A 26,467-nucleotide genomic window follows, 5' to 3' on the forward strand; every position below is an offset into this window, starting at 1 on the left:
ACGACCCTGAATCAATGACTCACTTCTTGCGCCTGATTTCTTGCGCCTGGGCTGATCGACGTCTCCGGATGTTCAAGCCCGCAGCACTCACACCATTCTGATCTTTCTTTACAGCACCGGATTTCCAGGAGACACGACATGTCGACCCAACCCATAGACACTTTGCGCGGCACGCTGCACACCGACGCACAGGCAGAACGCGAGCTATACAAGAAACTTACCTGGCGGCTGATCCCGTTCTTCTGCCTCTGTTATTTTTCAGCCTACCTGGACCGCGTCAACGTGGGTCTGGCGAAGCTGCAGATGCTCGACGCCCTTCATTTCAGCGACACCGTCTACGGCTTGGGTGCAGGCCTCTTTTTTGTCGGCTATATCCTGTTCGAAGTGCCAAGCAACCTGATCCTGCAGAAGGTGGGGGCGAAGCTCTGGATCGCGCGGATCATGGTCACGTGGGGCATCCTTTCCGGCCTCACGATGTTCGTCAAGACGCCGGGCCAGTTCTATACGCTGCGCTTCCTGCTGGGCGTAGCAGAAGCCGGTTTCCTGCCGGGCGTCCTGTTGTATCTGACGAACTGGTTCCCCGACGCGCGCCGCAGCAAGATCATCGCGCTCTTCATGATGGGACTGCCGTTGTCGAGCCTGATCGGCGGGCCGTTGTCCGGCTGGATCCTGACTTTCTTCGACGGCATGCATGGCTGGCAAGGATGGCAATGGCTGTTTGGGATCGAAGCGTTGCCGTCTGTCGTGCTGGGCGTGCTGGTGTTTTTCTACCTGCCCAATACGGTCGACTCGGCCCGGTTCCTGGACAACGATGAACGTGCGCGCCTGAAGCACGATCTCGCGCAGGAGTCGCACGACGGCAAGGGGCATCGGCTGCGTGACGCGTTCACGGACCCGAAGGTTTGGGCGCTGGGTCTCATCGACTTGTGCGTGCTGCTCGGCACCTATGCCATCAGCTTCTGGCTGCCAAGCATCATTCGCGATTCCGGCGTAAAGAGCGCGCTCGAGATCGGCATGCTGACCGCCATACCGAATGCGCTGGCCGTGATCATGATGCTGGTGACGGGCGCAAGTTCGGACAAGCACCGCGAACGCCGCTGGCATATCGTCTTACCTTTCGCATGCACCGCCTTCGGCCTGATCGCGAGCACGTTCTTCAGCGGCAACACGGCAATCACCGTGATCCTGCTGTCGATCGCGAATGCAGGCGTGGCAGCCGCCATGCCGGTGGTCTGGGCGCTGCCCTCCACGTTCCTGCGCGGTACGGCAGCAGCGGCGGGCATCGCGTTTGCCTGCTCGATAGCAAACCTGGGCGGGTTCGCCAGCACCTACGTGCTGGGCTGGATGAAGGACTGGACCCACAGCATGAGCGCCGGATTGATCACCTTCGGTATCTGCATGCTGGCGGGTTGCCTCTTGGTATTGGCGATGCCTAAGCGTATTGTTAATCGTTGAAGCCGAGCATTGACGTCGAGCGTTGAAGCTAAACGTCGGAGTGGCTTAGTCGAATAAAGCGGCATTTTCAGGAACTGTCATGCCTACTGCAGCAGCGCTCACCCGAGGTGAACTGCTCGCGCGCAACGGCTGCCTGACCATCGTCAGGCAGCCGCTCGCGCCGGTCAAACCCGCGCCCGGTCAACCAGGCAGCGGGTCTTCCTACGTTCAGGACTCGCCGGAAATTTTCGTCGCGGTGCTGGACGATGGCCGTATTCTCGCGTTCAACGGCCACGTCGACCTCGGCACCGGCATCCGCACATCGCTCGCGCAGATCGTCGCGGAAGAACTCGACGTGCCGGCCCCGCGCGTGAAGATAATCCTCGGCGACTCCGCTGAAGTGCCCAACCAGGGGCCGACCATCGCCAGCGCGACCATCCAGATATCCGCCGTGCCGCTGCGGTTCGCCGCGGCGCAGGCGCGGCTCGTATTGATCGGGCTGGCAGCGCAGCGCTGGGGTATCCACGCCGTCAAGCTTGCGACCGACGACGGTTATGTGATTGCCCCGGACAACACCCGTATCAGCTTCGGCGACCTGCTGCAGGGGCAACGGATCTCACTTTCCATCGACTCATCTGTCGCGGTGAAGGATCCGTCGAGCTACCGGATCGTCGGGCGGGCAACTCCGCGCGTCGATCTGCCCGCCAAGGCCACCGGCACCCTCACCTTCGTTCATGACATGCGTGTGCCCGGCATGCTGCACGGGCGCGTCGTGCGGCCGCCGTATGCGGGACATGATTGCGGAGCATTCGTCGGCAAGACGCTGATCGACGTGGACCGTTCATCGGTCGATACGCTGCCGGGCGTGCGCGGGGTAGTGGTGATCGGCGACTTCGTCGGGGTGGTGGCCGAGCGGGAGGAACAGGCAATCCGCGCAGCGCGTGCGCTGCGGGTCCGGTGGCGCCCGCTGCCGCCGCTGCCGTCCCTCGATAACCCCGCCGAGGCTATCGCCCAGGCCCCTTCCCAACGGCGCCTGCTGCTGGAGGAAGGCGACGTCGGGAGCGTGCAGGGCCAAGCCGGCACGACCACGCTGACGCGCAGCTATGTCTGGCCGTACCAGATGCATGGATCGATCGGGCCGTCCTGCGCCCTCGCGGACTATCAGGACGGCCGCATCAAGGTGTGGTCCGGCACGCAGAACCCGCAGACCCTACGCTATGACTTGTCGCGTCTCGTCGGGCGGGACGAGGCGGATATCGATATCGTCCGCATGGAAGCCTCCGGATGCTACGGCCGCAATTGCGCCGACGACGTAGCAGGCGACGCGCTCCTGCTCTCGCGTGCCATGGGCCGGCCCGTCAGGGTCCAGCTGTCACGCGCCGACGAACATCAGTGGGAGCCCAAGGGCACCGCGCAGGTCGTCGACGTAACCGGCACGGTGTCCCGCAGCGGTGAAACGCTGGGTTATACGTTCGCCTCGCGCTATCCGTCGAACGACGCGCCCCTGCTCGCCCTCCTGCTCACCGGCACGACGCCGGCGGAGCCGCGCGTCTTTGAAATGGGCGACCGGACCGCGGTCACGCCCTACACCTTCGCCCACCGCCGTTTCGTCTGCCACGACCTGGCGCCACTGGTCAGGGCGTCGTGGTTCAGAGGCGTGTCGGCGCTGCCGAACTCCTTTGCCCATGATGTATTCATCGATGAACTCGCGTTCGAGACCGGCGCCGATCCGCTTGCATTCCGGTTGCGTCATCTCAAGGACGAGCGGGCCGTGGCGTTGCTCGAGGCGGTCGCTGAACGCGCAGGCTGGCAAGCCCGTGCCGGGCGCGCCCCGGCTCACGACACCGGCGAACGCGTGCTTCGAGGCCGCGGCGTTGCGTATGCGCGGTATGTGCATAGCCGCTTTCCCGGTTTTGGTGCGGCCTGGTCTGCGTGGATCGTCGATCTGGAAGTCGATACCGTCAGCGGAGAAATCCGCATCAGCCGGGTGACGGTCGGCCAGGACACCGGCACCGTGATCAATCCGGACGGCGTGCGCCATCAGATCCACGGCAACGTGATCCAGACCCTGAGCCGCACGATGAAAGAGCGTGTGCGCTTTACCGAAGGCCTGGTGGCGAGTAAGGAATGGGGCAGCTATCCGATCCTGACGTTCCCTGAACTGCCCCCCGTGGACGTCGTGCTGGTCGACCGGCAAGGCGAGCCGCCGCTGGGTTCCGGCGAGTCCGCTTCGCTCCCCGGCGCGGCGGCTATATCGAATGCATTATTCGATGCAACCGGCGTGCGCTTCCGCGCGCCGCCATTCACGCCGGACGCCGTCAGGGCCACGCTGCAGGCCGCCGCAACGCGGGTGCCTGCCGAGCACCGGTGAGCGTGTAGCAGCGGTCTGTACGTGCCTGTACGTACCTACATCCACCTATAAGCACGTACAGGTCAGTTATCTTCCGCCCGCGTCATCGCGCGCAGCAGATAAACAATGGCAACGCGCTCGGCTGGATTCAGCCCCCCATACGTCTGCTCGCTCACCTGCCGGGCAAAAGGCACGGTCTGGTCGATCAGCGCCAGGCCTTCCGGCGTCGTGCGCACCAGCAGCTTGCGGCCGTCGAGCGGGTCAGGCGAAACCTCGATCAACGAACGCGCTTTCAAACGCTCGACCACGCCGCGAATGGTGGCCTGGTCGATTGCCGTTGCCTTGACGATGTCGTTGAGCGAGCAGGATTGCTGCTCCTTGACCGCGCATAGCGTGACGAACTGCGCGGCGGTCAGGTCGGAATCCGGTATGGCCGCCTGGAAGATGGCGACGTGGCGCTGGTATGCGCGCCGCAGCAGGTGGCCGATCTGCGCGGAGAAGTGATACTCCTCGTTGCCGGCAACAACCGAAGGGGGAGATGGTTTTTTGGACATGGGAAGAATTGTAGGGTACACGTTCTATTATGCTTCGATTACGGCGACGCACCGCTCTCTTCAGTCCTACCGTGTTTCCCTTTTTATCATAGTCCGCGACATGCCCTCCGCGGCCTTCTGAAACGCTTGAGCGGCCTTCGTGGCCTTCGTGGCCTGCTCGCCCCCTTCTCCTGTCTTTGTCCGGGCCTCCCCCGCTTCGAAGACTTCCTTCATGTGCCTAATAACGTTGGCGGCTTCGTTCCATCATTGCGCGGCCGGCCAGATCCGAAGCGAAGGTGTCACGTCCGTCCGCGTCCGCGTTGCAGCCGTTGGCGACGCACCAGTCCGGGAACACATTCGGGTCGATATAAGCCTGGATCACGCCAATACCCTGGCGGATGCATCGTTCGCGAAAGGGTTCGACCTGATTTTTCCAGTCCGTGTACGTTGGCGGCAACGCCTCCCCGTCGATGAACATGGCCCGGCATCGGTCATAGTCTTCCTGCGTGTACCACGCCACTCCCAACAAACGGAACTGCAAATTCATGGATTCCTTCTATGCATACAAGCTGATGACGGAGCCGGAACATAAGCGCAAGCAATCCGCGCCGTTCGACCTGGCGAGTCGTCGATCACCCGAACGAGGATGGCCACAAGGGATGACGTCCCTTGTCAGCCAGACTCGACGTTGGCGAAACTGCATCGGCCAGAAAGGGGACACACTCGACAGAACCGGCTGGAGAAACAACCGGTGGGTTGGACTACCTGGCTAACGCCGGATAGTCACGTCACGCTCAGTTCAGCAGACTCACTGCGTAGTACAAGCTTCTTCCAAAGCGCACGCTCATCTTGTCTTCCAGGGTTCTGAGGAAGGCCTCGCGGAGCATCTCTACTTCGCGGCTCGCTCGTGAAGGCAGAAGACCCACTGCCTGAATGAAGTCATCCACATCGTGCGTACCCATGTCGTCCTCGAGCACGATCATTCGATGCTCAAGCTCCGTCGACATCTCGTCCACGTCGCGAGCGTTTGCCGCACAAGGCAGTGGTGAACGCGAAGCTCCTTGTTCGTGCGCCGGCATGAGCAATATATCGGCGGCGTCCATGTCGCATGTGCCGTCCGTGCATGCCCCCATGATCCGCACCCGCCCCGGAAACGCTGCCGACAGATCGGCAAGCCATGCCGCCGCCGGTTCGTGACCAGCCCCCGCGATAAGCAACCTTGAGTCTTGCGCCTGCATCAATGCGCGCACGAGTGCAGCCTGCCGCGCAATGCCGGCCGATGAAACCTCACCACTGATCACTGCAAGCGCGAAGTCGGTGTCCAACAAGCTCATCTTCGCGCGAGCACGTTGTCTTGCCGCGAGCGGGACCTCACCGCGCCGGGGATCCGGCAAGACCTTGACCGCGGCACCGCCAACTGCTCCTGCATCCAGGCGCGGATCGAAGGTCAGCAAGGTGGCACGCGACGCGAGAGAACGGCGTGCATTCCATCCGCTATCAACAGCAACTGCCGAAGAGTTTTCACAACGCATGTCCAGTGCAAAGACAGAGGCGGGTCCGAACCATCGTCTTAGCGCGAATGCACAGTCGGCGAATGCGTCGGCATAAGCCTCCACACCCACGAAGACATACGGATTGCCGGCAGCGCCCGCATGACCATCCGCATGCGCCCTCTGCACCATTGCAAGCAGATACGCCGAGCTGATGAGGCCTGCGGCCGGCGAGCGCCCGCGCAATTCGGCATTGATGAATTCGACACCCGCAAAGCTGTCGGCCCGCATGCCTCGCCAGAGCTGCGTGGACTTGCTGAGCGGGGCTATCACCTTTATAGCGACGTCCGAAAGAGAACGAATTCCTTTTATGGAATTGCAAATGATTTTTACGGATGCGGGATGTGTCACCGGCGTTAACAAAACGATAGACGAATGCAATGCCGACTCAATTTGTATGAGGATATTAGGCCAATCTAAAGATTGGTTAGCGCTTGATAAGAAACATTTTTTGTCAACTGCCTGGCACTTATTGGCGAGCAATTAAGTATCAATTATTTAAGAATTTTTTCTGATTATAGATATGCCTTCTTAACGAATTCAGACAATACATATCCCTTTTGAGACACCCGGTAAAGGAGCTTTTCATTGTTGGCTAGAATGATTTTCAGGACACACACTAACGAGAAAAAGATGAACTTAGAGGTTGCAAGATCCTGGGCTAACTCGAGGCGGGTGGTCTCGATCGAGCAAGGGAACCGCAGGCACGGACACGCGACCAAAAAACGGATCGCCATTCTGGTCTTCGAGAACTGCTCTTTCGTGGAGGTCGGACTGATTGTCGAGACCTTCGACCTCGCCAATCTGGCCGCGACGACCCAGTATGGTCAGGCGCCCCATTATTCGATATCCTTATTATCCAGTAGAGGTGGCCGCGTCCAGTGCTCCAATGCCATCAGCATGGACACCCTTCCGCTCGAGGCGTCGTCTCCGTCCGGATACGACGCACTGTTCATTGCCGGTGGCGAGGGAGCGACGGCAGCAGCCGATGACAGCCGGACCACAGAGTGGCTGAAGCGCGTGTTCCAGACCGTGCGGGTAGTGCAGGCGGCGGGCAACGGCACGTTGCTGCTCAAGGGTGCCGACCTGCCCAATGCGCGGGGCATGATCATCCCCATACGGCCGTCCGGCAGATCGCTCATCCAGGGGCCGGGCAACGACGTGGTGATTGACGTCAATGCGGGTTCACCGGTCATCACTGCCCTCTCTCTTATCAAAAGCGATTTCGACTACGAAACTGCGGAGGGCATTGCCGAGCGCCTGATGCCCTTTTCCGGCCGTTGGCTGGAACCGTTGCTTGGCGACCCTCCGAACGCAAACGTTGCCTCTACGATCAAGGAAGCGACTCGCTGGATTGAAGAGCATTGCGCCCGCCCTATCACGGTGGATGACATTGCACAGAGCGTGTCTATGGGCGAACGCACATTTCTCCGGCATTTCAAGGCAGAAACGGGCATGCCGCCTTCTGAATATCTATTACGTACCCGCCTTGATATTGCGTGCAGGTTATTGATCACCACGACTTTGCCGATCGATAAAGTGGCGCGTCGATGCGGCATGCGCAGCGGCACCCGGCTGGCGAAAATCTTCAAACGGCGCCTGGGTATTTCCGCCAGTGACTACCGTAACTGCGCGCGTGCGGATTTTGGCAGCACCTGAGTGTCCGGAATCCGGTGCGAAGCCCCAACAGCGGGCTTCGGCACTCGTTTGTCGAGACATTCAGCTTATTTCTTGAATACGCCGACAATACCCGCGTGATCGACCACGAGTAATGAGGTGATCTTGTGCCGCTCCAGCAGTGCAAGCGCATCTTCCACCCTCGTGCCGATCCGAGCGGTGACCGGGTTGCGCGACATGAACTCGCTGGCCGACTTGCCGAAGGCATCCTGTCCGTGGATCTCGATCACGCGCCGGATGTCGCCATCCGTGACCAGGCCATGACCCTCGCCGGCCCTGACGATCGCGATGCCCAGATTGCTTCTGGTCATGACCGACACGACTTCCATCACCTTGGCGGTATCGTCGACAAACGGCAGCGCGTCGCTGACCATCTCGTCCTCGACCATTCGCAAAAGGCGGCGGCCAAGCGACCCGCCCGGGTGAAACCGGGCGAAACTTTCCGGACGAAAGTCGCGGGCTTCCATGAGCGTGACGGCTAGTGCATCGCCCATCGCAAGCGTCGCTGTCGTGGACGCGGTCGGAGCCAGCTGCAACGGACACGCTTCACTTTCCACCGCTACATTCAAGTGGCAATGAGCCGCGTTCGCCAGCGTGGAGCCGGGCTTGCCGGTTATCGCGATCACGACGTTACCGTTCTGCTTGAGAAACGGCAGGAGCTGGATCACTTCATGCGTCTCGCCCGAATTCGAGATTGCGACGAATACGTCGTTGTCCGTCACCATGCCCAGATCGCCGTGATAAGCCTCTCCGGGATGCATGAAAAAAGCCGGAGTACCGGTGCTTGCCAGCGTGGCGGCAATCTTTCGCCCGACAATGCCGGACTTGCCCATGCCGCATACGATCACCCGGCCGGTCGACGCCAGGATGGTCCGCACCGCGCGCGAATAGTCCTCGTTCAGCCGAGCCGCGAGCGCAGCCACCGCGCGTGCTTCTATGTCGAACACGCGCCCGGCGGACGCGATAAAAGTGGAATCGTTCATGAGTGTGCTCCGTTACCGGCGATTAGAAAGTCGGATACGCGCTTCACGTCGTCCCATGTATCGACGCCATGCGGCGGTGCTTCGGGCCAGGTCATGACCTTGATCGGGATGCCGAGCCAGATCGCACGCAACTGCTCGAGCTTCTCCCATTGCTCGAGCTGGCATACGGGCTCCCGCGCCAGCGTGCCGATCACCGAACGCCGGTACGCATAGATCCCGATATGGCGCAGGAAAGCGGGCAATGGCCATTGATCCGCCGGAACATCGCGGCAATACGGAATGGGTGAGCGTGAAAAGAGCGCGGCATCACCCGCTGCATTGACAACCAGCTTCACGATGTTCGGATCATGCAGATGCGCCGGGTCGGTGACGCGAGCGGCGACGGTGGCCATGCGCAATTGCGGATCGGCGTTGCAGAACGCGATGAACGCGGTGAGCAGCGCCGGCGGCAGCAACGGTTCATCACCCTGTACGTTCACGACGAGATCGTTCGCGTGCCAGCCCAGGCGTTCCGCCACCTCGGCGCTTCGGTCCGTCCCCGAGCGATGTTCCGGGCCGGTCAGGAGCGCCGGGACGTTGTAAGCGTCAAGCACGTCGGCGATACGGCTGTCGTCGATCGCAACAATCACGTTGGTCTGCGCGTCCAGTGCGTCCAACGCAGCCCTGACACGCCGGTACACGCGCACGATCATGGGCACGCCTGCCAGTTCGATCAGCGGCTTCGCGGGCAGCCGCGTCGAGCCGTAGCGGGCGGGAATGACCACATGAACCCGCGGCTGGTCACTGCCTGACGTCATGTCGGCTCCATTGGTCGATAAGAGGCGCGTAGGCGGCGTCGAGCGACAAGCCGCCCAGCGCGAGGAGATGGTCGGCCACATCGCGGGCGACACCGTGGCCGCCGCCGCATGGCGTGACGTAGGCTGCAGCACGCAGCACGAGCGGATGGGCGTCGGCCGGCGCGCAGGCGTAGCCCGCGACGGCCATGGCCGCGAGATCGATCACGTCGTCGCCGACAAACGCTATCTGCGCATCCTGCAGTGCACGCTGCGCCCGGATGCGTTCGTAAGCCGAGCGCTTGTTGTCGCATCCGGTGACCACGACGTCGAACTTCAGTTGTCGTGCGCGCAGCGTCAGCGCGGGGCTCGAACGCGCGGACACGACACCCGTCGCAATGCCGTGCGCGCGCAGCAACGCAACCGCCACGCCGTCTTTCACGTTGAACGGCTTGATGCATTCGCCCTCGCCGTCCATATAGATCGACCCGTCGGTCAGCACGCCGTCCACATCGAACAATACGAGCCGGATGGCCCCGCGATAGCCGCTGCTCACAGCAGACCTTCCTCGATTGGCGCAAACGACTTGACCAGGTCGTCGACCGCTTTCATCTGGACGAGGAACGGCTCGAGCAACGCGAGCGGCAATGCGCTCGGACCGTCGCAACGCGCCTGATCCGGGTTCTCGTGCGATTCCAGAAAGAGCCCTGCCACGCCGGCGGCAAGACCCGCGCGCGCCAGTTCGAACACTTGTTCACGACGGCCACCGGACGCTTCGCTGCCGGCATCGCGGCGTTGCAGGCTATGCGTGACATCGAAGATCACGGGGCTTCCGCCCGAGGCTTCGCGCATGGTGCGAAAACCGAGCATGTCGACCACGAGGTTGTCATAACCGAACGAACTGCCGCGCTCGCACAGCATGACGTCGTAATTGCCTGCCTCGTGGCACTTGTTCACCACGTGCTTGACCTGCGCCGGACTCATGAACTGCGGCTTCTTGATGTTGATGGCCCGTCCGGTCCGGGCGATAGCCACGACCAGATCCGTCTGGCGCGCGAGGAAGGCGGGAATCTGCAGCACGTCGACCACCTCGGCAACCGGCTTCGCCTGTTCGATCTCGTGAACGTCCGTCAGTACGGGGACACCGAAGCGCAGCTTGACCGCCTCGAAGATCCGCAAGCCTTCGTCAAGGCCGACGCCGCGGTATGAATGCATCGACGAACGGTTGGCCTTGTCGAACGACGCCTTGAAGACGAATGGAATACCGAGGCGTTCCGTGACGTCGACATAACGCGCGCAGGCGGCGAGCGTCGAGTCGAGGTCTTCGAGTACGTTAATGCCGCCGAACAGCACGAACGGCGCTTGGTTGGATACGGTGATGTCGTTTGAAATCACCAACGTTTCTTTACTGGCAGTCATGTCTGTTGTCCAGGTGGCTTGGCATCGGGACCCGTCGCAGTGACGGGCAGGATCGACTCAAAAGCATAACGTTGATCAGCGTGCACTTCATTTGTTCAAACAGCTGCCCTCATGCGAGGGGCCGCACACCAGGTTCGCCGCCGGCGTCGCCTGCCATACATCGACGGACCTCACCGTCATGGGCTGCCCGCTGCCGCTGCCGAGAATCAACACGAGGTGATCCTTGTCGAGCACGCTGAAGCGCGCCGTCTTCATCTCGGTCTCAGGCGATCCGTCGCCGGACCGTGCCCACGTCATGGGCTTGCCGACCGGCTTGCCATCGAAGAAAAACTGCGCTTTGCCCTGCTGACCCGCACTCGCCGGAATCCACAAAAAACCATAGCGGTGGTAAAGGCTGAAGTCCGTGGCGGGTGGCGTGCGCATGCGCACATCGGGGTTCGCGGTGGAACGGGCGCAATAACCTGAGGGACAGGTACGCTGATACAGGCCGTACCAGTCATGCAGGGCGCTTCCGTATAAGTCGCCGGGAAGTCCGAACCGCTGCAGGTCGTATTCGAAGATGTCCACTTCAATGAAGCGCCGGTAACCGGGCTGCTGTCCCGGCCATTGTTCGCCGGCCAAGCCCGCGAGATGCTCGATCGCCATGCTCCAGAAAGCCGGCCATCCGTGTTGCGCGGCCGAGCGCGAGGCCGAGGGATCGAACTTGAGTTCCGCCTCTATGTACGCGCCGCCGCCGAACGCTGTACCCACCCATCCGGGGCCGCTCAGGGCAGGCGCGGCAGTCGCAATGCCGTAGTTCGCGCGGCCGCTGTCACCCAGCGTGATGCCCTGCTCACCCAGGTCCGGCTTTGACAACGCCGGGCGCTCCAGCGGCGGGTAGCCGAAAAAACGTCCACTGAACCATTGGAACTTCGTGCTGCGCTCGTCGTTCCAGTCGACAGTTGCCGGCTCGAAGCGGCTGCGAAACGTGTGAATCGTGTAGCCCGCGCTGCGTGCCTGCGGAGGCGCCGTATCCACGGACGTCTGGCCGGAAATTTGCACGGGCTGCGCCGCGGCGAGCGCAAACACGGGGAGGAAAGCCAGTCCGACGCACAGCCGTCCGATCATGGACATCACACTGGTTCGCTTATTTTTTGGCATCGCTTTCATACGCGTAGGCGGCATACCGGTAGGCGCCGTACTTCGAACCGTAGCCGTATTTCACGTGCTTGAGATTCAGGCCGTTGAACAGCACACCCGTGGGCTCGACACCGCTCTGAGCCAGCCGTTTCACCGTCTCCGTGATCTCGCCCATCTTGGTCGCGGTTGCCCAGGCGACCAGGAAAACGGTACCCGCAGCAGGCGCGAGAATGCCGGCGTCGGCGGCGACCAGGACCGGCGCCGTGTCGATCAGGACGATGTCGTACGCTTCGGACACGTCCTTCACGAGCTTGAGCAGACGGTCATTGAGCAGGAGTTCGGCCGGGTTGCGCGGCTGCGCGCCCGTGGAAATGAAGTCCAGGCCCGGGACGACACCGCGACGCACGGCGGCCTCCACGCTGCTTTGTCCCGAGATGATCTCCGACAACCCGACACCGCGCTCCAGCCCGAAGTACTGGTGAAGATAACCCTTGCGCAAGTCGGCATCGATCAGCAGCACGCGTTTTCCGGCCGTCGTCAGCACGGTGGCGAAGTTCGCCGAGACAAACGACTTGCCTACCGACGGCGCCGGCCCCGTGATCAGCACCACGTTGTTTTTGGCATTGAACATGGTGAACTGAAGCGCCGTCCGGAGGCTGCGGAAACTCTCGATGGAAGGGTCCTCCGGCGCATCCAGCGCCAGCAGCTTCACGCCCGCCGACTTGGTCCGGATGCGCTTGGACAACACCGTCTGATGCTCGCTCAACGGAATGGTGGAATACACATGCAGGCCGCTGCGCCGCTCAATTTCATTAGGATCACTGATGCCACGGAACAGCATGTTCCTGACGAACGCCACCACGACACCCAGGAACGCCCCCACCAGGAACGACCCGAGCACGACCAGCAGCCGTTTTGGTTTCACCGGATCTTCAGGCGTGATTGCCGTGTCGACCAGGCGCACGTTGCCGGTCTTGCCCGCCTTCACCAGTTGCAACTGCTGGAAGTTGTTCAGCAGCGACGTATAAAGATCCGTATTCACCTGGACTTCGAGCATGGTGCGGACAATGTCCTGCTGCGCGTCCGGAAGCAGCTTCAGTTGCGCCGCCGTGGTGTCGGTGAAACGCCGCAAGCTTGCCAATTGTTCGTCTATGGCGCGAATGGCCGGATGTGTCGGGCTGAAGCGCAGGAGCAGCTCTTCGCGGCGCTGCTGCAACTCGAGCAGCCGGGTCTTGGCATCGGCAGCCTGGCCCAGCGCGAGCTTCGCTTCCTCGGTCATATCAATCGATCCGCGGCGGTCACGCATCGCGGTATAGCGCGCCTGCGCCACCTCGAGCCGCGACTTGATCTGGGGCAACTGGGTATCGAGGAACGTGAGCGACTGCGCCGCTTCCGCCGACTTGCGTTCAACGTTCTGGGCAACGTACTGCGCGGCGATCGCATTCAACAGATTGGACACACGCTGCGGATTCGTATCCTGCAAGGCGGCGATCAGGATGCCCGACTGCTTGACCTTCTCCTGCACGTCGAGGTTGTCCTGCAGGTTCTCGATGGTCTTGACCTTCGAATAACGCTTCAGGACAAACTGCGCGCCCGGGTTGCCGCGCACGCTGTTCACCAGCAGGCTCAGGTTCCCGTGCGACGAGGGAATGATTTCGAGCCGGCCAACCTGACCCGTGAACGGCTGGTCCAGGTCGCTGCCGGACAAACGGTAGTGGGTGGCGTCCGCGACCGTCAACGTGAATCGTTTGCTCTCCAGGTCTTGCGGTACGTCAAAACGTTGCACGTCGATACGCTCGCCACCCCAGCCGTAACCGCCGAAGCCCAACAGGCCCGGTGTGGACAGGTCGTCGTTCTGCCTTGCCAGCCAGTTGCCGATCACCGGAAAGCGCTTCGGACCCGCATCGATATAAGTCCGCAGCTTCTCGACCGCCCGCGTGACCACGAGCCGTGACGCCAGGATCTGGCTTTCGGCGGCGGCGGTCGACTTCACGTCGAAGAGGGATGAGACGTCGCCGAGCATGCTCTTCGCCGCCGAAGAGTCGGGACTTTCTTCTACCTGGATCATGATGTCCGTCTGGTAGACGGGCTCGGTGGCGAACGCATACAGGAGCCCGAGCGCCAGGCAGGCGCCGGTCACGACGGCGATCAGCCAGCGGCTTTCGATCATGACATCCAGGATCGTGACGAGATCGAGGTCTTCTTCTTTATCGACCGGAGGCGATGGAGGACGTGTCATTAGATTCATTCAATTGCGCCAAGGTAAGCAATGCGCCAGCAAAGAGAAAGTGCCTGCACAGGTCAGGCCGTGAGGGCGATACGTTGCGCCCATTCGTCGACGCCCGCGTCGATCAACGCAAGGCATTGCTCGAAGTCGGCGCGATTACCGCCGTAGGGATCGAAGATGTCGCGATCCTGGAACTCGCCAAGGCGAAACACCTTGCCGCGCGTGGCCCGGTAGGTCTCCTGGATCATGCGCTTCTGGTCGGCGTCCATCACGAGGATCATGTCGACGCCGGAACAATGCGACGCACTGAGCTGGACCGCCCGGTGCGCTTCAATGTCGATACCGCGCTCAAGCAGCAACTGGCGGCCAAGCGGGTCCGCCGGCATGCCCGAGAGTGCACCCAGCCCCGCCGAGAGCACCTGGTACTCGGGCAGCCGCGCGCGCAGAAGTCCCGCGGCCATCGGGCTGCGGCAGATATTGCCAATGCAGACAGTCAGGATCGAACGGATCATGCGTCAGTCGCCTCGTGCTGTACGTTGCAGGTAATAGGCGCCAGTCGTACTGCCGACGAGCGGCGTAATGAAACGATCCCAGCGGATCACGCCCGGTGCGTCGACGTACACCACGTCGTCGCTGCGAAGCTGGAAGCTGCTGGCGAGCGACATGGCGGAAGGCGACTTGCTGTCGAGGTGATACACGACCGGCAGCGCGCCATCCACGTGCCGCCGGATCACATAGATCTCGCTCGCGTCCGCGGTGACCTGACTCACGCCGCCGGCGTCGCCCAGTGCGTCGCTCAACGTCAGGTGGCCGTCGCTTCGGAACGGCACGGGACTCGGCTTGCTGACCTCGCCCATCACGACCACGCGGTGTTCAAGCAACGGCGGCACGCGGATCACATCGCCGTCCCTGATCGCAATGGCCGTCGTGCTCAGGCCCTTCGCGTGGAGTTCGGTCAGGTCGAGGTCGTAGGTCGTCTCGCCGCGCGTCAACTGGATGCGTGACCGGTCGCCCGTCGGTGCAATACCGTCGGCCTGGTTCAGCATCTCCGCAAGCGTGGCGGGAACGTCGGTGATCGCCTTCACACCGGGCGTGCGGACTTCGCCCTCCACATACGCCTTCTGGCTGCGGTAGCCGACCACCCGCACCGTGACCTGCGGGTCGGTGATCACCCCGGTCAGCCTGCGTGTCACGACGCTCTGCAACTCCCGCTCACTGAGCCCTTCGGCGCGCAGACCCTTGACGTAGGGAAACTGCAGCAGCCCGTTGTCATCGACGATATAACCCGGCACGCTTTGCGACGCCATGCCGGCGCTGCCCGGCATGGCGCCGTTGGTGCGCTCGACGTCGTAGGTCAGGTTCGGCATGACCAGCTCCGGGTGATCCCACACGATGATCGACAGCACGTCGTGGCGGCCGATCCGGTAGGGCTTCGGTTTGCCTATGAGCGCTGCATAGCGGGTATCGGCCGTGAGCTGTTCGCGCCGGTCAAGCAGGTCGCGCTGGATCAGCGCGAACGTGATCGGCGTGACGATCGGGACCGAATTCGGGTCACTCGGATCAACGGGTCTGGACGCGTCGAATTTCATGCCGGGTGCGAGCATGCACCCGCCGAGCAACATGCAGGCAGACGACAGGACCGCGATCAGTTTCGACGACACAGCAATTTTTTTCATAGTCAACAGATTGGATGGTGCAACCGATGCAGGCGGCCGATCGACCGCGCCTCTCATCGGCGATCGAACCACGTGCGCTCTATTCCGGACCAGTGGTCGCGGGCGTTGGCGGTGAGAACCACAGGTTGCGTGGGTTGCTCTCGTCCGTGAGGTCATACAGAGGAAACTGGCGCGTAAGCTTGGCCCCGCCATCGCGGGTAAGCGGCGACCAGCGGATGGCCGCGACGCCGGCCGTTGAATGCGTGAACAGCGCATCGAATGGAATCGTCACGTAGATGCCCTTGTCAAAACTTCCTTCTCCGAACTGGCTGCTCGATACGTTGGTCTTGGTCGCATAAGCGCCTATGCGCACGCCGTTGCGGAACACCCGGCTGATGTCGAGCGTCGCACCCCGGTCCTTCGCCAGGTACTGTCCAACACTCAGGTCGACCTGCACGCCCTGCCAGCCCGTGTCCCAGTAGAGCGTCACGTTGCCGGTGGTCACCGAGTAGTCCCGCAACGCGAAGTCCTGCCGGAAGTCTCGCTGCCGGACCCGGTTCACGTCGACACCGAGTGCAAGCGGACTCGACCAGGGCCTATACAGCCACTCGCCGCCCACGCCAGCGAACATGCTTTCCAGATACCCGCCATAGACGCTGTAGTACTGGTCGTGGCCGAGTGCGCCCACGTGTGTCAGTTGCAGCAGCGGCATGGTGAAACGCGACGTCGTCAGATACTCGCGAAGGTAAGTCCGCACACGCGGCAGCGAACTCGGCGCCGTGTAGGTGAACTTGTCGTAGTTGTCGACGAGGCCCAGGTTCAGGTCGCCGGCAAGCCACGTATCGCGGCGCAAGCGTGCTTCGGCATACGAATTCAATGACAACTGGTACAGCACGAATCCGTTCGGTCCGCCGAGTGTCTGCTGATACGCGGGACCCACCGACAACGTGAAGCGTTTCGGCTCCTGCTGGTAAATGTCCGTGTACCTGTCCTGCGCCAGCGGACCGTTCGGGATGGCGGCAGGCGGCATGGTGAACACCGCCTGCTGCCGATCAATGGGCGCCAGCAGACTCGCATGGTTGCGCACCCAGGTGTCGCGCTCGACCGCATACCCGGTCACGGGCAAACCGCGTGACACGAGCGTCACGCGAAACACACGAACTTCCGGCGGTGCATCGCGGTTCAATACCGCCGCGATCCGGTCAATCTTGTCCGCCAGGTAAAACGCACTGATCTCGTCAAAAGCGACTACGAGTTGCGCACCATCGCGATCGATGCTCTGCACCTGGAAGCCGGTTTGCTGCTCCAGCGCCCGTGCGGTCCCGCTCCAGTCGGTCGCAACCACTGCGGGCGTTGCTCGCAGCGGCACGGGCTGTATGACGGGCTGCATGAGCGGCTGTATGACCAGCCGTGATTCGGACGCCATCAGGGCGGGCAGCGGCGCCGGATCGCTGACCTTCGGCGTTCCGATATCCGCGAGCTTGCCGTGCAGCGTGATGCCCAGCATCGCCCGGTTGCCGCGTTCCAGTGCGGCGCTGATATCGACGTGAGACGACACGCGATACACCGCGCCGATGTTGAAACTCGACCGTGTCGTGAAGTGCTGGTGAAACGGTTCATTCTGGTAGTTGTTGCCGTCGTACTCGAGTTTCAGCACGAGCGGCGTCCAGGGCGTCTGGTACTGCACTCCGCCGAACAGCGACATCGGCCCGCGGAAGTACGCCTTGGAAAAAGTCCCTGCGTTGACCACGTTCACGTCCGGCGTGGGACGGGTCCTGAATTTGTCGCTGATGATCGACAAGGGGTTCTCGATGTTGCCCCGCGCGCCCAGATAACCCCAGCCCAGGCCAAGGCTCCAGTCGAAATCGCCCGTGCGTTTGTTCGCTACCAGGTACTCGCCCGAAAAGAGACCCGTGCCGCCTATATCCCTCATCCCCAGCGCAACCGCCGGCCGCATCGCCGTCTCGGACAGCAGCCGCACCTTGAAATCAATACTCTTGTCCTTGTAGCTCTGCGACCCGCTGAGCGACGCCGGCCCATACTTCTCAGAACTGATCTCCGTATAACGAAACCCAAACTCCAGCCAGTCGAGCGGCTGCAGCATCACGTTCAACCGCGTGTACGGCGAGGTCGTGGAGATACCGATCGACGCTTCACCCGCCTCGCCCATGCGAGCGGTCGGGGTTTGCAACAAGCCGATCGTGCCCCAGTCGCTCGCGGTAACCGGCAGATCGCGATCATGGAACTGCGCCGCAGCCGGCGGCTGCTCGTTTTGTGAGTCCGTCTTCGGCGGAGCATCGTGCCCCGCGTCGTCGAGTCCCGACGGACCCTGCGTCGCAAAGAAACTGGCCAGACGCTCCGACAACGACCCGGGCCACCCTGCCGACCTGTCCGGCGCCCAGATCCATGCGCCGGGCGCGGGTGGCTGCTGCGCCGTCCGGTTCCACAGTCCGACCTTCACCTTCTGCACCACGCCGTCGGGCTGCACGACCCAGGCATCGTCAGGCGCCGCATGCGGGTCGCAGCTCCGGATGTAATAACTCGCTTCCGCCTGCGCCACGTGTTTTACTTTGCATAGCGAACCATCTCCACGAATCACGGTAAGGCTTGACGGACGTTCGGGAATCGCCACCGCGTCGCCGGCATTCAGCACCGGATCGTCTGCGGGATTCGCCTGCAGCCAGCGCGGGTCCGCCTCCTTGAGCACCACACGTCCCGTCGCCGGGCGCGCCGCAATCAGCGCGCTCAGCCCCTCCCGGTCCGCTTGTGCCGGCGCGGCGGGACCGGCCAGGTACCGTATCTGATCCAGCAGCGTCTGGCGCGCACCCTGCTGCAACGAACGCTCCCGTGCCGACTGCCACTGAATGCCTGTGACATAGATATCCCGTTCGCGCTGGGCTGGCGCGGCCAGTTGGCTCGCCAGCCAGTCGCCCAGGCGCACGGGTGCGCTGATGGTCACGGCCTGCGCTCCAGATGCATGTACCGACGTGCATGACAGCAAACAATAAAGCGCATAACTTCTTCCGCGATCTAGCGCGTCCTTGACTCCGGTCGCCATAACGTCAGACTTTGGCCGGCCAGCGCTGCCAGCTCAGACAGAGCCGGTCATCGAGACATTGTTCGCCGTATACGACCACCGCATGGCCGTCCCTGTTCAGTACACCGTAACGCGAGTCGCGCAGCGCGATGCGTCCCTGCGTGCGCTCCGCAAACCAGCGCAAGGCCGATGCTTCCGGCCCGCTGTAACGTGTGTTCCCGGGCATGTCGATCGGCGTCACGGTGACCACGTCGCTTTCGCCGAAGTCATAGGCCGGCATCACGTCACGGCGGCGTGCATACGATGTCGGCGCGGTGATCGAGAGCCAGTCCGGCGGCGCCGACAGGCGTACGTTCATCCACTCGGTCGCCAGTCCCGTCGCGCCGATCAGGCGGCCGTTCTGAATCCGCAATACTTCGCCGGCGCCCGAGTACCACACCTCGACCGGGCCGGCCGCGTTCTGCTCCACATTACCCAGCACGAGCAATGCGGAGCGCCCTCTCGACGACACCTTCAGGTACTGGTGTTCCTTTGCCAGAACCGTGCGGTCGATCTGCGCGTCGTTGTTCTGGCGCACAAGGGAATAACTGTCGGAGAGCGCGCGCATCGGTTCCGAGCATGCGCCCAGCAGGGTCATCGCGACGCAGGCGAGACAGCGTGCGAGCGCCGGTGAAAACAGCCGATGCGGTGCATGGCCACGATGGCTGTCATGACGCGAGTGGACGAGGGACACGGGATCGAGCGCGCGCAAGGGTTAGCGAACCGTGCCGGTGGTTCCGGTCGTACCGGTGGTGCCCGTCGAGGCCACCCCATTGCCGCCACCGCCGGATACCGCCGCTACCACCACCGCTGTCGCCACCAACCCGCCCACCACAAGCGCGGCCGTACCAATGCCTGCGGGCGTCGCAGCGGCCACCGCGACGGCGGCGCCCTCTTCGGCCTGCGCATGCGACAGCGAAGGCATGGCCAGTACTGCTACCGTCATCAAAACAGGAAGAGCTTTCATACACCACCTCGTCAGAGCGCGGCGCTAGCCGCATGAGAAAAGCAAGACCTGTCCCGATGCCCGATCCGAATCAGGGCGATGGGTGACATGCTCTTGAGAATCGATAAGAATTACAACGGCAGATAAAGCTGGCTAAATTCAAGGCGGATAGTACATTTGCTGCATCGCAGTGACTGCCTGTGACTTTAAACGGCAAGACTTTGACGCGAATGGGAAAGCGCTATTGAATCAATGCTAATTTAGTCTAATCAATGGCAGTACCGGCTGATTCTATTTATTGACCTGTTCCGTCAACATCGTGTTCTTTTACGCCAGACAGGTATCGTCCGCTTTTCGCCTATGTATGATGCAACGCAAAAGAGGGATGACATGCCTCCGGTAATTACCTGGAGGAGTATCAGGCTGATTTATTTTTGCAATCCGTAGTTTCGAAGCGAATACCGCTGCATTTCCGGATTCGTGTCATACATCGGGCGTGGGGAGACGCATTGGCGCCGCTGTCGGAAGCGGTGCGCAGCGCCTTGCCCGCTCATCGGGAAGCACCCAGCGGGTTTAAACGATAGCACCGGTTAAATAAAACGCGGTTGAAGACCAGTCTCTGTATTCATTGGGGAATAGCATGCAATCGGCCCGCCTTCTCGAAACGGACATTATTACGTACCGGTTTGGATTTTTATCGCGCACAGTAGATGCCTGCATGATTCTGATTGGCGCGGCGATTGCTTTTGCGCTGCGTTTCGACGACTTCCGTTCGTGGACCGAGCCTATTGTCATTCTGGTTGCGTTCAATGCTTTAATGGTCGCCAGTTTGTTCCCGGCTCTCGGATTTTATCGCACATTTCGGCGAGATTCTTTTATCAGGACCGCAATGCGCGTGACAGCCGGTTGGACAACCGTCTTCATGCTGGGCATTGTATTCATGCTGTCCGTGCAGCAGATGTCCCCGATCTCCCGCTTGTGGGCCGGGGCATGGTTCCTGATCTCGCTCGCGCTGCTGATTACAGTGCGCACGGGGGTGTACCGGCTGTTCGGCGTGTCGCAATCGCGGCGCGCGCGGGCGAAGTCGGTCGCCATAGTGGGCGCCAGTGCCTACAGCATGCGGCTGATCGAAAAACTGCAGCGCTCGGCAAGCGGCGGTCTCCAGCCCGTGTGCGTGTTCGACGAACACGCGGACGCTGCGAGCTTCTCTTGCGGGCTGCCGGTCGTGCGTTCGCTTAGCGCACTCGCGGAAGCGGTCAAGCATCGTGCCATCGACGAGTTATGGCTGGTCCTGACCTTCAAGGAAGAAGAACGGATTCACGCGATCCTGCGCGAGTTCAAGCACGATTTCGTGAATATCCGCTTCATCCCCAACGTCCATAACTTCGCGCCGTTCACTCACGCCCTGGACGGAATTGCCGGCGTGCCCGCGATCAACCTGCTTGCTTCACCGCCTGCCGACCATCGCTTCGTGCCCAAGGCGATCTTCGACCGTCTGTTCGCGGCGCTGGTGCTCGTGTGCATCCTGCCGCTGATGCTGGGAATCGCCCTGGCGGTCAAGTTGTCTTCACCGGGCCCGGTGTTTTTCAGGCAATGGCGCAAGGGCGTCAACGGGACGCAGTTCCAGATCTACAAGTTCCGGACCATGGTCGTGCATGCGGAAGAGTCCGGCAAGCTTACCCAGGCGAAGCGCCGTGATCCGCGCGTGACGGCCGTGGGTGCTTTCCTGCGGCGCACCAGCCTGGATGAATTGCCGCAGTTCCTGAACGTGCTGCGCGGCGAGATGTCGGTCGTCGGCCCCCGTCCTCACGCGCTGCAGCACGACGAGCAATACAAGGATCTGGTCCACGGCTACATGTGCCGGTACCGGATCAAGCCGGGCATTACCGGATGGGCCCAGATCAACGGCTATCGCGGTGAAACCGAGGCGATCGACAAGATGCAGGGCCGCGTCGCACTCGACCTGAACTACATCGAGAACTGGACCTTCGGCCTCGACCTGAAGATCGTCCTCATGACGGTCGTGCGTGGATTCAGGGGATTGCATGCGTACTGACGAGATCGCATGCGAGCGGCAATGGATCCTCCATTCCATGATCGGACCGACTCGTCCACGCCACGCCTGCAGCCTGAAAGCGCGTGTTTTCCTTGGAGCATCTCCCAGCATGAGAGTGACATGACCATCCCAACCCACGTTGCCCGGAAGGGCTTGATCCTGGCCGGCGGAACCGGCTCGCGCCTGCATCCGCTGACACGCTCGGTCAGCAAGCAGCTCATGCCCGTGTACGACAAGCCGATGATCTATTACCCGCTGACCACGCTCATGCTTGCGGGCATACGAGACATCCTCATCATCACCACGCCGCAGGACAGCGAGGCCTTCGTGAACCTGCTCGGCGACGGGTCGAGCTGGGGCCTGAACCTGTCGTATGCGGTGCAGGCGCGTCCCGAAGGACTCGCCCAGGCCTTCCTGATCGGCGAACATTTTCTCGGCAACAGTCCGGCCGCGCTGATCCTCGGCGACAACATCTTTTATGGCACGGGGCTTTCAGGGCTGCTGCAAAACGCGTGCTTGCGCGAAGACGGCGCAAGCATCTTCGGCTACTACGTGCGCGACCCGGAACGCTACGGCGTGGTGACCCTCGACCAGCACGGCAATGCCGTCGACCTGGAAGAAAAACCCCGTCATCCGCGAAGCCACTATGCGGTGACCGGCCTCTATTTCTACGACCGCGACGTCGTGCCGATGGCGCGCGAGATCCGGCCCTCGGCACGCGGCGAACTCGAGATCACCGACCTCAATCGTGCGTATCTCGAACGCGGGGACCTCAAGGTCGAACTGATGGGCCGCGGCTATACGTGGCTCGACACGGGCACCCATGAGTCGCTGCTGGACGCGGCCAACTTCGTGCATCTGATGCAAGTGCGCCAGGGCCTGCAGATCGCCTGCCCGGAAGAGATCGCATGGCGGCTTGGATGGATCGGCAGCGAGGACATGCAGCGTCTCGCGTCGCCGCTGCTGAAGAGCGGTTACGGGAACTACCTGGTGGACCTGCTGCGTCGCGAGGTAGCGCTGTGAACATAGTTGAAACGCGTCTTCCCGGCGTCCTGATCCTCCAGCCAAAAGTCTTCGGCGACGAGCGCGGTTTTTTCGTCGAGACCTTCCGGGAAGGCTGGCTCGCCGATGCCGGGGTGAATGCCCGCTTCGTCCAGGACAACCAGTCCCGCTCGGCACGCGGCGTCCTGCGCGGACTCCATTATCAGCGGCGCAATCCGCAGGGCAAGCTCGTGCGCGTCTCGCGCGGTGCGGTCTTCGACGTGGCTGTCGATGTCCGGCTTGGCTCGCCCTCCTTCGGCCGCTGGGTCGGCGTGACGCTGGACGACGTGCGCCACGAGATGTTGTGGATCCCACCCGGTTTTGCCCATGGCTTCTGCGTGATTTCTGAACAAGCGGACTTTGTCTACAAATGCACGACTTACTACGATCCCGAGACCGATGCGGGTGTTCGCTGGGACGACCCGGCCATTGGCATCGAATGGCCGGAGCTTGGCGGAGGCGCTGCGACGGCCATGTCCGCCAAGGACTTCGCGTTGCCGCTGCTGCACGAGCAGGAACCGGCCAGGCTGCCGCGCTTCGAGGAGGTCATGGCATGAGCTCGCGGGACTTTGCAGGGAGCGCCGCACTATGACGATTCTCGTAGTCGGAGCCGGCGGTCAGGTGGGCCGCGAGCTCGTATTGCGCTCTCACGGCCGCGAACTGATCGGACTCGACCGGCAGGCGCTCGATATCACCGATCACGACGCGGTCGATCGTGCGCTGCGCGAGTACGACGCGGAGCTGGTGATCAACGCCGCCGCGTACACGTCCGTCGACAAGGCCGAGAGCAATGCCGCACAGGCGTTCGCCGTGAACCGCGACGCCGTTGAAATCCTGGCTTGCGCGTCGGCACAGGCGGGCATCCCGCTGTTTCACCTGTCCACGGACTATGTATTCGACGGCAACAGCAACACCCCATACGCACCGGACGATCCGGCATCACCGCTCGGTGTGTATGGCCGTAGCAAATGGGCCGGCGAGCAGGCCATTCGCGCGCTGCTTCCGGCGCATTTGATCCTGCGGGTGTCGTGGGTGTTCGGCGCGCATGGCAACAACTTCGTGAAGACGATCGTGCGGCTTGCGCGCGAGCGCCGCGAACTCCGGATTGTCGGCGACCAGTACGGCGCACCGACGCATGCCGGCGCGATTGCCGAGGTGCTGCTATCGCTCGCGGACCGGTACCTGCGGGCGCCCGGCAACCGGTCGCTGCCCTGGGGCACCTATCACTACACGGGGAGCACCGTGACCACGTGGTGCGGCCTGGCGCAGGCTACGGTCGCCCAGGCAGCGTCGCGCGGCATGCTCGACCGACCGCCCACCGTGCGGCCGATCACGACAGCCGACTACCCGCTGCCGGCGGCCCGTCCCAAGAACTCCGCACTCGACATGCAAACGACCCGCAACCTGCTTGGCCTCGAGCCCCGGCCGTGGCAGGAAGGCCTCGCGGAAGTACTCAATCACTGGGCTGCAAACTGATGGACTATCGACCCTCTACCGTCCTTGTCACGGGCGGCGCCGGATTTATCGGCTCGAACTTCGTGCATCACCTGCTGCGCGCCGACACCGGCGTGCGGATTATCAATCTCGACCTGCTGACCTATGCCGGGTCGCAGGACAACTTGTCGGGCCTGCCCGACCCGAGCCGCCATACGTTCGTGCACGGCGACATTTGCGACCGGCCGCTGGTGGACCGGCTCTTCGATGAACACGGCATTGATACGGTGGTCCACTTCGCGGCGGAAAGCCATGTCGACCGGTCGATTACCGACCCGAGCGACTTCGTTCGAACCAATGTGACAGGCACCTTCACTTTGCTCGAAGCAGCGCGTGCCGCCTGGCTCGGCGCCGGCACGGACGTGACCCGCGAACGGCGCTTTCACCATATCTCGACCGACGAAGTGTTCGGCTCCCTCAGCCCGGGCGACCCGGCCTTTGCCGAAACCACCCCCTACGCGCCGAACTCGCCTTACTCGGCAAGCAAGGCCGCGTCCGACCATCTGGTGCGGGCCTACTTCCACACCTACGGACTGGCGACCGTCACAACCCATTGCTCGAACAACTACGGCCCGCGCCAGCACGCGGAGAAGTTCATTCCGACCGTGATCCGCAACTGCCTTGCGGGCATCCATATCCCGCTTTATGGCGACGGCCAAAACGTGCGCGACTGGCTGTATGTCGATGACCATTGCGACGCGCTGCTGCGTGTGCTGACACAGGGCAAGGCTGGCGAAACGTACAACATTGGCGGTTGCAACGAGTGGCGCAACAGCGACGTGGTTGCGTTGATCTGCCGCCTGCTCGACGAACGGCTGCCTGAGGGCGCGCCGCACACGCGGCTGGTCGAGTTTGTGAAGGACCGCGCCGGACACGACCGCCGCTATGCAATCGACACCACAAAAATCAGCGATGAACTGGATTGGAGTCCTGCGGAAGACTTCGAGACCGGCATCGCCAGGACGATCGACTGGCAACTCGGATTGACGTTATGAAAACACTGATCACCGGCGGCGCCGGTTTTATCGGCAGCTCGCTTGCCAAAGCCCTCGTTGCTCGCGGCGACACCGTTACCGTGCTCGACAACCTTTCGCCGCAGATTCACGGCGCAAGTGCAGACGAATCGCCACTTCTTGGCGAGTTTCCGCGAGGCGTGCGGTTCATCAGGGGCGACGTTCGTCACGCAGACGACTGGGCCCAGGCGCTCGAAGGACAAGAAGCTGTCGTGCACCTGGCAGCCGAAACCGGCACCGGCCAGTCGATGTACCAGGTCGACCGCTACGTGGAAACGAATATCCGCGGCACGTCGTTGCTGCTGGACCATCTGGCCCACCAGGCGCATTCGATCCGCCGCGTGGTGGTGGCGTCGTCACGGTCAATCTATGGCGAGGGTAAATATCGTGGCCCTGAAGGCGACGTTTATCCCGGCATGCGCAACGCCCGCGACATGCGCGCCGGCCAGTTCGAATGCCTGTCTGAGCAAACCGGCGAACCGCTCGCGGTAGTAGCCACGGACGAAACGTCCAAGACCCATCCGAGTTCGGTCTACGGCATCACCAAGCTGGTTCAGGAGCAACTCGTCCTGATGACATGCGGCGCCATGGGTATTGGCGCTGCGGCGTTGCGGTTCCAGAACGTGTACGGCCCGGGCCAATCTCTTCGCAACCCGTACACAGGAATCCTGTCGATCTTTTCGACGCTTCTGCTGCAGGGCAAGGACATCAATATCTTCGAAGACGGCGAGGAGACCCGGGACTTCGTGTACATCGACGACGTGGTCGAGTCCATTGTGCTGACACTGGACGCGGAGCACGCGCGACAAGCGGCCTACAACGTAGGTTCGGGCGTGGCGACCAGCGTGCTTGAAGTCGCGCAAACACTGAAACGGATCTATGGCGCTCCGGGCGAATTGAAGGTCACGGGCGATTTCCGGCTGGGCGATATCCGTCACAACTTCGCGGACGTCAGCAAGATTCGCGACGAACTCGGGTTCCAGCCAAGCGTCTCGTTTCGCGAAGGCGCCACGCGTTTTTGCGAATGGGTCAGGAGCCAGACGATTGAAGACGCGGGTTATGAACGCTCGGTTGCCGAGATGCGTGCCCGGGGTTTGATGAATTGAAGCAACTACCGGCGC

General features: G+C 62.2%; 23 protein-coding genes. 9 read left to right on the forward strand and 14 right to left on the reverse strand.

Features of this window, described 5'->3' with window-relative positions:
• The first annotated feature begins 138 nt into the window (after positions 1-138).
• Positions 139-1,455, forward strand: a complete 1,317-nt coding sequence (locus tag ABH944_RS15065) for an MFS transporter (protein WP_404607663.1) — start codon at positions 139-141, stop codon at positions 1,453-1,455.
• Between the two features lie 79 nt (positions 1,456-1,534).
• The gene (locus ABH944_RS15070; RefSeq protein ID WP_404607662.1) at positions 1,535-3,805 is read left to right on the forward strand and encodes a xanthine dehydrogenase family protein molybdopterin-binding subunit; all 2,271 of its coding nucleotides are present in this window, start codon (positions 1,535-1,537) and stop codon (positions 3,803-3,805) included.
• Positions 3,806-3,867: 62 nt separating this feature from the next.
• Here ABH944_RS15070 and ABH944_RS15075 read toward each other — a convergent pair whose 3' ends face one another.
• From ABH944_RS15075 to ABH944_RS15085, 3 genes are all read right to left on the reverse strand, one after another.
• Positions 3,868-4,338, reverse strand: coding sequence for a MarR family winged helix-turn-helix transcriptional regulator (locus ABH944_RS15075; RefSeq protein ID WP_133844660.1), 471 nt, complete (start codon positions 4,336-4,338; stop codon positions 3,868-3,870).
• A gap of 217 nt (positions 4,339-4,555) precedes the next feature.
• Positions 4,556-4,864 carry a hypothetical protein gene (locus ABH944_RS15080; protein ID WP_404607660.1) on the reverse strand — a complete coding sequence of 103 codons (309 nt, stop codon included), beginning with the start codon at positions 4,862-4,864 and terminating at the stop codon, positions 4,556-4,558.
• Positions 4,865-5,111: 247 nt separating this feature from the next.
• Entirely contained in the window at positions 5,112-6,098 is a 987-nt protein-coding gene (locus ABH944_RS15085; protein ID WP_404607658.1) for a hypothetical protein, read from the reverse strand.
• 402 nt (positions 6,099-6,500) lie between these two features.
• Here ABH944_RS15085 and ABH944_RS15090 point away from each other — a divergent pair, with 402 nt between their 5' ends.
• A complete protein-coding gene (locus ABH944_RS15090; protein WP_404607657.1) occupies positions 6,501-7,526 on the forward strand; it encodes a GlxA family transcriptional regulator in 1,026 nt (341 codons plus the stop codon).
• A gap of 65 nt (positions 7,527-7,591) precedes the next feature.
• Here the strand turns inward: ABH944_RS15090 and ABH944_RS15095 are convergent, their stop codons facing one another.
• From ABH944_RS15095 to ABH944_RS15145, 11 genes are all read right to left on the reverse strand, one after another.
• Positions 7,592-8,527, reverse strand: coding sequence for a KpsF/GutQ family sugar-phosphate isomerase (locus ABH944_RS15095; RefSeq protein ID WP_404607655.1), 936 nt, complete (start codon positions 8,525-8,527; stop codon positions 7,592-7,594).
• On the reverse strand, positions 8,524-9,324 hold the full coding sequence (kdsB, locus tag ABH944_RS15100; protein WP_404607653.1) for a 3-deoxy-manno-octulosonate cytidylyltransferase: 801 nt from the start codon (positions 9,322-9,324) through the stop codon (positions 8,524-8,526). Before kdsB ends, ABH944_RS15095 begins: the two co-directional genes overlap by 4 nt.
• On the reverse strand, positions 9,308-9,856 hold the full coding sequence (locus ABH944_RS15105; protein WP_404607651.1) for a KdsC family phosphatase: 549 nt from the start codon (positions 9,854-9,856) through the stop codon (positions 9,308-9,310). The genes kdsB and ABH944_RS15105 overlap by 17 nt, the downstream gene beginning before the upstream one ends.
• Positions 9,853-10,719, reverse strand: a complete 867-nt coding sequence (kdsA, locus tag ABH944_RS15110; RefSeq protein WP_404607650.1) for a 3-deoxy-8-phosphooctulonate synthase — start codon at positions 10,717-10,719, stop codon at positions 9,853-9,855. Before kdsA ends, ABH944_RS15105 begins: the two co-directional genes overlap by 4 nt.
• Before the next feature lie 87 nt (positions 10,720-10,806).
• Complete coding sequence (locus ABH944_RS15115) at positions 10,807-11,832, reverse strand: hypothetical protein (RefSeq protein ID WP_404607649.1); 1,026 nt, start codon at positions 11,830-11,832, stop codon at positions 10,807-10,809.
• Between the two features lie 13 nt (positions 11,833-11,845).
• Positions 11,846-14,086, reverse strand: a complete 2,241-nt coding sequence (locus tag ABH944_RS15120) for a polysaccharide biosynthesis tyrosine autokinase (protein ID WP_404607647.1) — start codon at positions 14,084-14,086, stop codon at positions 11,846-11,848.
• A gap of 53 nt (positions 14,087-14,139) precedes the next feature.
• Positions 14,140-14,577 (reverse strand): low molecular weight protein-tyrosine-phosphatase, encoded by a 438-nt coding sequence (locus ABH944_RS15125; protein ID WP_404607645.1) that lies wholly within the window; start codon positions 14,575-14,577, stop codon positions 14,140-14,142.
• 3 nt (positions 14,578-14,580) lie between these two features.
• A complete protein-coding gene (locus ABH944_RS15130; protein WP_404607644.1) occupies positions 14,581-15,741 on the reverse strand; it encodes a polysaccharide biosynthesis/export family protein in 1,161 nt (386 codons plus the stop codon).
• A 79-nt stretch (positions 15,742-15,820) separates the two neighbouring features.
• On the reverse strand, positions 15,821-18,778 hold the full coding sequence (locus tag ABH944_RS15135) for a YjbH domain-containing protein (protein ID WP_404607643.1): 2,958 nt from the start codon (positions 18,776-18,778) through the stop codon (positions 15,821-15,823).
• A 4-nt stretch (positions 18,779-18,782) separates the two neighbouring features.
• A complete protein-coding gene (locus tag ABH944_RS15140; protein ID WP_404607642.1) occupies positions 18,783-19,490 on the reverse strand; it encodes a YjbF family lipoprotein in 708 nt (235 codons plus the stop codon).
• 21 nt (positions 19,491-19,511) lie between these two features.
• Positions 19,512-19,763 (reverse strand): hypothetical protein, encoded by a 252-nt coding sequence (locus ABH944_RS15145; protein ID WP_404607640.1) that lies wholly within the window; start codon positions 19,761-19,763, stop codon positions 19,512-19,514.
• A gap of 619 nt (positions 19,764-20,382) precedes the next feature.
• Here ABH944_RS15145 and ABH944_RS15150 point away from each other — a divergent pair.
• From ABH944_RS15150 to ABH944_RS15175, 6 genes are all read left to right on the forward strand, one after another.
• A complete protein-coding gene (locus tag ABH944_RS15150; RefSeq protein WP_404607639.1) occupies positions 20,383-21,798 on the forward strand; it encodes an undecaprenyl-phosphate glucose phosphotransferase in 1,416 nt (471 codons plus the stop codon).
• Between the two features lie 120 nt (positions 21,799-21,918).
• Positions 21,919-22,821 carry a glucose-1-phosphate thymidylyltransferase RfbA gene (gene rfbA, locus ABH944_RS15155; protein ID WP_404607637.1) on the forward strand — a complete coding sequence of 301 codons (903 nt, stop codon included), beginning with the start codon at positions 21,919-21,921 and terminating at the stop codon, positions 22,819-22,821.
• The gene (rfbC, locus tag ABH944_RS15160; RefSeq protein ID WP_404607636.1) at positions 22,818-23,396 is read left to right on the forward strand and encodes a dTDP-4-dehydrorhamnose 3,5-epimerase; all 579 of its coding nucleotides are present in this window, start codon (positions 22,818-22,820) and stop codon (positions 23,394-23,396) included. The genes rfbA and rfbC overlap by 4 nt, the downstream gene beginning before the upstream one ends.
• A gap of 31 nt (positions 23,397-23,427) precedes the next feature.
• Positions 23,428-24,315: a dTDP-4-dehydrorhamnose reductase gene (rfbD, locus tag ABH944_RS15165; protein WP_404607634.1), complete on the forward strand. Its 888-nt coding sequence runs from the start codon at positions 23,428-23,430 to the stop codon at positions 24,313-24,315.
• On the forward strand, positions 24,315-25,328 hold the full coding sequence (gene rfbB, locus ABH944_RS15170; RefSeq protein ID WP_404607633.1) for a dTDP-glucose 4,6-dehydratase: 1,014 nt from the start codon (positions 24,315-24,317) through the stop codon (positions 25,326-25,328). Before rfbD ends, rfbB begins: the two co-directional genes overlap by 1 nt.
• Positions 25,325-26,452, forward strand: a complete 1,128-nt coding sequence (locus ABH944_RS15175; protein WP_404607632.1) for an NAD-dependent epimerase/dehydratase family protein — start codon at positions 25,325-25,327, stop codon at positions 26,450-26,452. Before rfbB ends, ABH944_RS15175 begins: the two co-directional genes overlap by 4 nt.
• Positions 26,453-26,467 lie beyond the last annotated feature (15 nt).

This window comes from Caballeronia udeis, from assembly GCF_044909315.1.
In the GTDB taxonomy this organism is placed as follows: domain Bacteria; phylum Pseudomonadota; class Gammaproteobacteria; order Burkholderiales; family Burkholderiaceae; genus Caballeronia; species Caballeronia udeis_A.

What these genes read in the sequence shown, in the direction of transcription:
- ABH944_RS15065 (WP_404607663.1), top strand. Translation starts at nt 139, where the DNA reads ATGTCGACCCAACCCATAGACACTTTGCGCGGCACGCTGCACACCGAC.
- ABH944_RS15070 (WP_404607662.1), top strand. Translation starts at nt 1,535, where the DNA reads ATGCCTACTGCAGCAGCGCTCACCCGAGGTGAACTGCTCGCGCGCAAC.
- ABH944_RS15075 (WP_133844660.1), bottom strand. Translation starts at nt 4,338, where the DNA reads ATGTCCAAAAAACCATCTCCCCCTTCGGTTGTTGCCGGCAACGAGGAG.
- ABH944_RS15080 (WP_404607660.1), bottom strand. Translation starts at nt 4,864, where the DNA reads ATGAATTTGCAGTTCCGTTTGTTGGGAGTGGCGTGGTACACGCAGGAA.
- ABH944_RS15085 (WP_404607658.1), bottom strand. Translation starts at nt 6,098, where the DNA reads ATGCGGGCCGACAGCTTTGCGGGTGTCGAATTCATCAATGCCGAATTG.
- ABH944_RS15090 (WP_404607657.1), top strand. Translation starts at nt 6,501, where the DNA reads ATGAACTTAGAGGTTGCAAGATCCTGGGCTAACTCGAGGCGGGTGGTC.
- ABH944_RS15095 (WP_404607655.1), bottom strand. Translation starts at nt 8,527, where the DNA reads ATGAACGATTCCACTTTTATCGCGTCCGCCGGGCGCGTGTTCGACATA.
- kdsB (WP_404607653.1), bottom strand. Translation starts at nt 9,324, where the DNA reads ATGACGTCAGGCAGTGACCAGCCGCGGGTTCATGTGGTCATTCCCGCC.
- kdsA (WP_404607650.1), bottom strand. Translation starts at nt 10,719, where the DNA reads ATGACTGCCAGTAAAGAAACGTTGGTGATTTCAAACGACATCACCGTA.
- ABH944_RS15115 (WP_404607649.1), bottom strand. Translation starts at nt 11,832, where the DNA reads ATGTCCATGATCGGACGGCTGTGCGTCGGACTGGCTTTCCTCCCCGTG.
- ABH944_RS15120 (WP_404607647.1), bottom strand. Translation starts at nt 14,086, where the DNA reads ATGAATCTAATGACACGTCCTCCATCGCCTCCGGTCGATAAAGAAGAA.
- ABH944_RS15125 (WP_404607645.1), bottom strand. Translation starts at nt 14,577, where the DNA reads ATGATCCGTTCGATCCTGACTGTCTGCATTGGCAATATCTGCCGCAGC.
- ABH944_RS15130 (WP_404607644.1), bottom strand. Translation starts at nt 15,741, where the DNA reads ATGAAAAAAATTGCTGTGTCGTCGAAACTGATCGCGGTCCTGTCGTCT.
- ABH944_RS15135 (WP_404607643.1), bottom strand. Translation starts at nt 18,778, where the DNA reads ATGGCGACCGGAGTCAAGGACGCGCTAGATCGCGGAAGAAGTTATGCG.
- ABH944_RS15145 (WP_404607640.1), bottom strand. Translation starts at nt 19,763, where the DNA reads ATGAAAGCTCTTCCTGTTTTGATGACGGTAGCAGTACTGGCCATGCCT.
- ABH944_RS15150 (WP_404607639.1), top strand. Translation starts at nt 20,383, where the DNA reads ATGCAATCGGCCCGCCTTCTCGAAACGGACATTATTACGTACCGGTTT.
- rfbA (WP_404607637.1), top strand. Translation starts at nt 21,919, where the DNA reads ATGACCATCCCAACCCACGTTGCCCGGAAGGGCTTGATCCTGGCCGGC.
- rfbD (WP_404607634.1), top strand. Translation starts at nt 23,428, where the DNA reads ATGACGATTCTCGTAGTCGGAGCCGGCGGTCAGGTGGGCCGCGAGCTC.
- rfbB (WP_404607633.1), top strand. Translation starts at nt 24,315, where the DNA reads ATGGACTATCGACCCTCTACCGTCCTTGTCACGGGCGGCGCCGGATTT.
- ABH944_RS15175 (WP_404607632.1), top strand. Translation starts at nt 25,325, where the DNA reads ATGAAAACACTGATCACCGGCGGCGCCGGTTTTATCGGCAGCTCGCTT.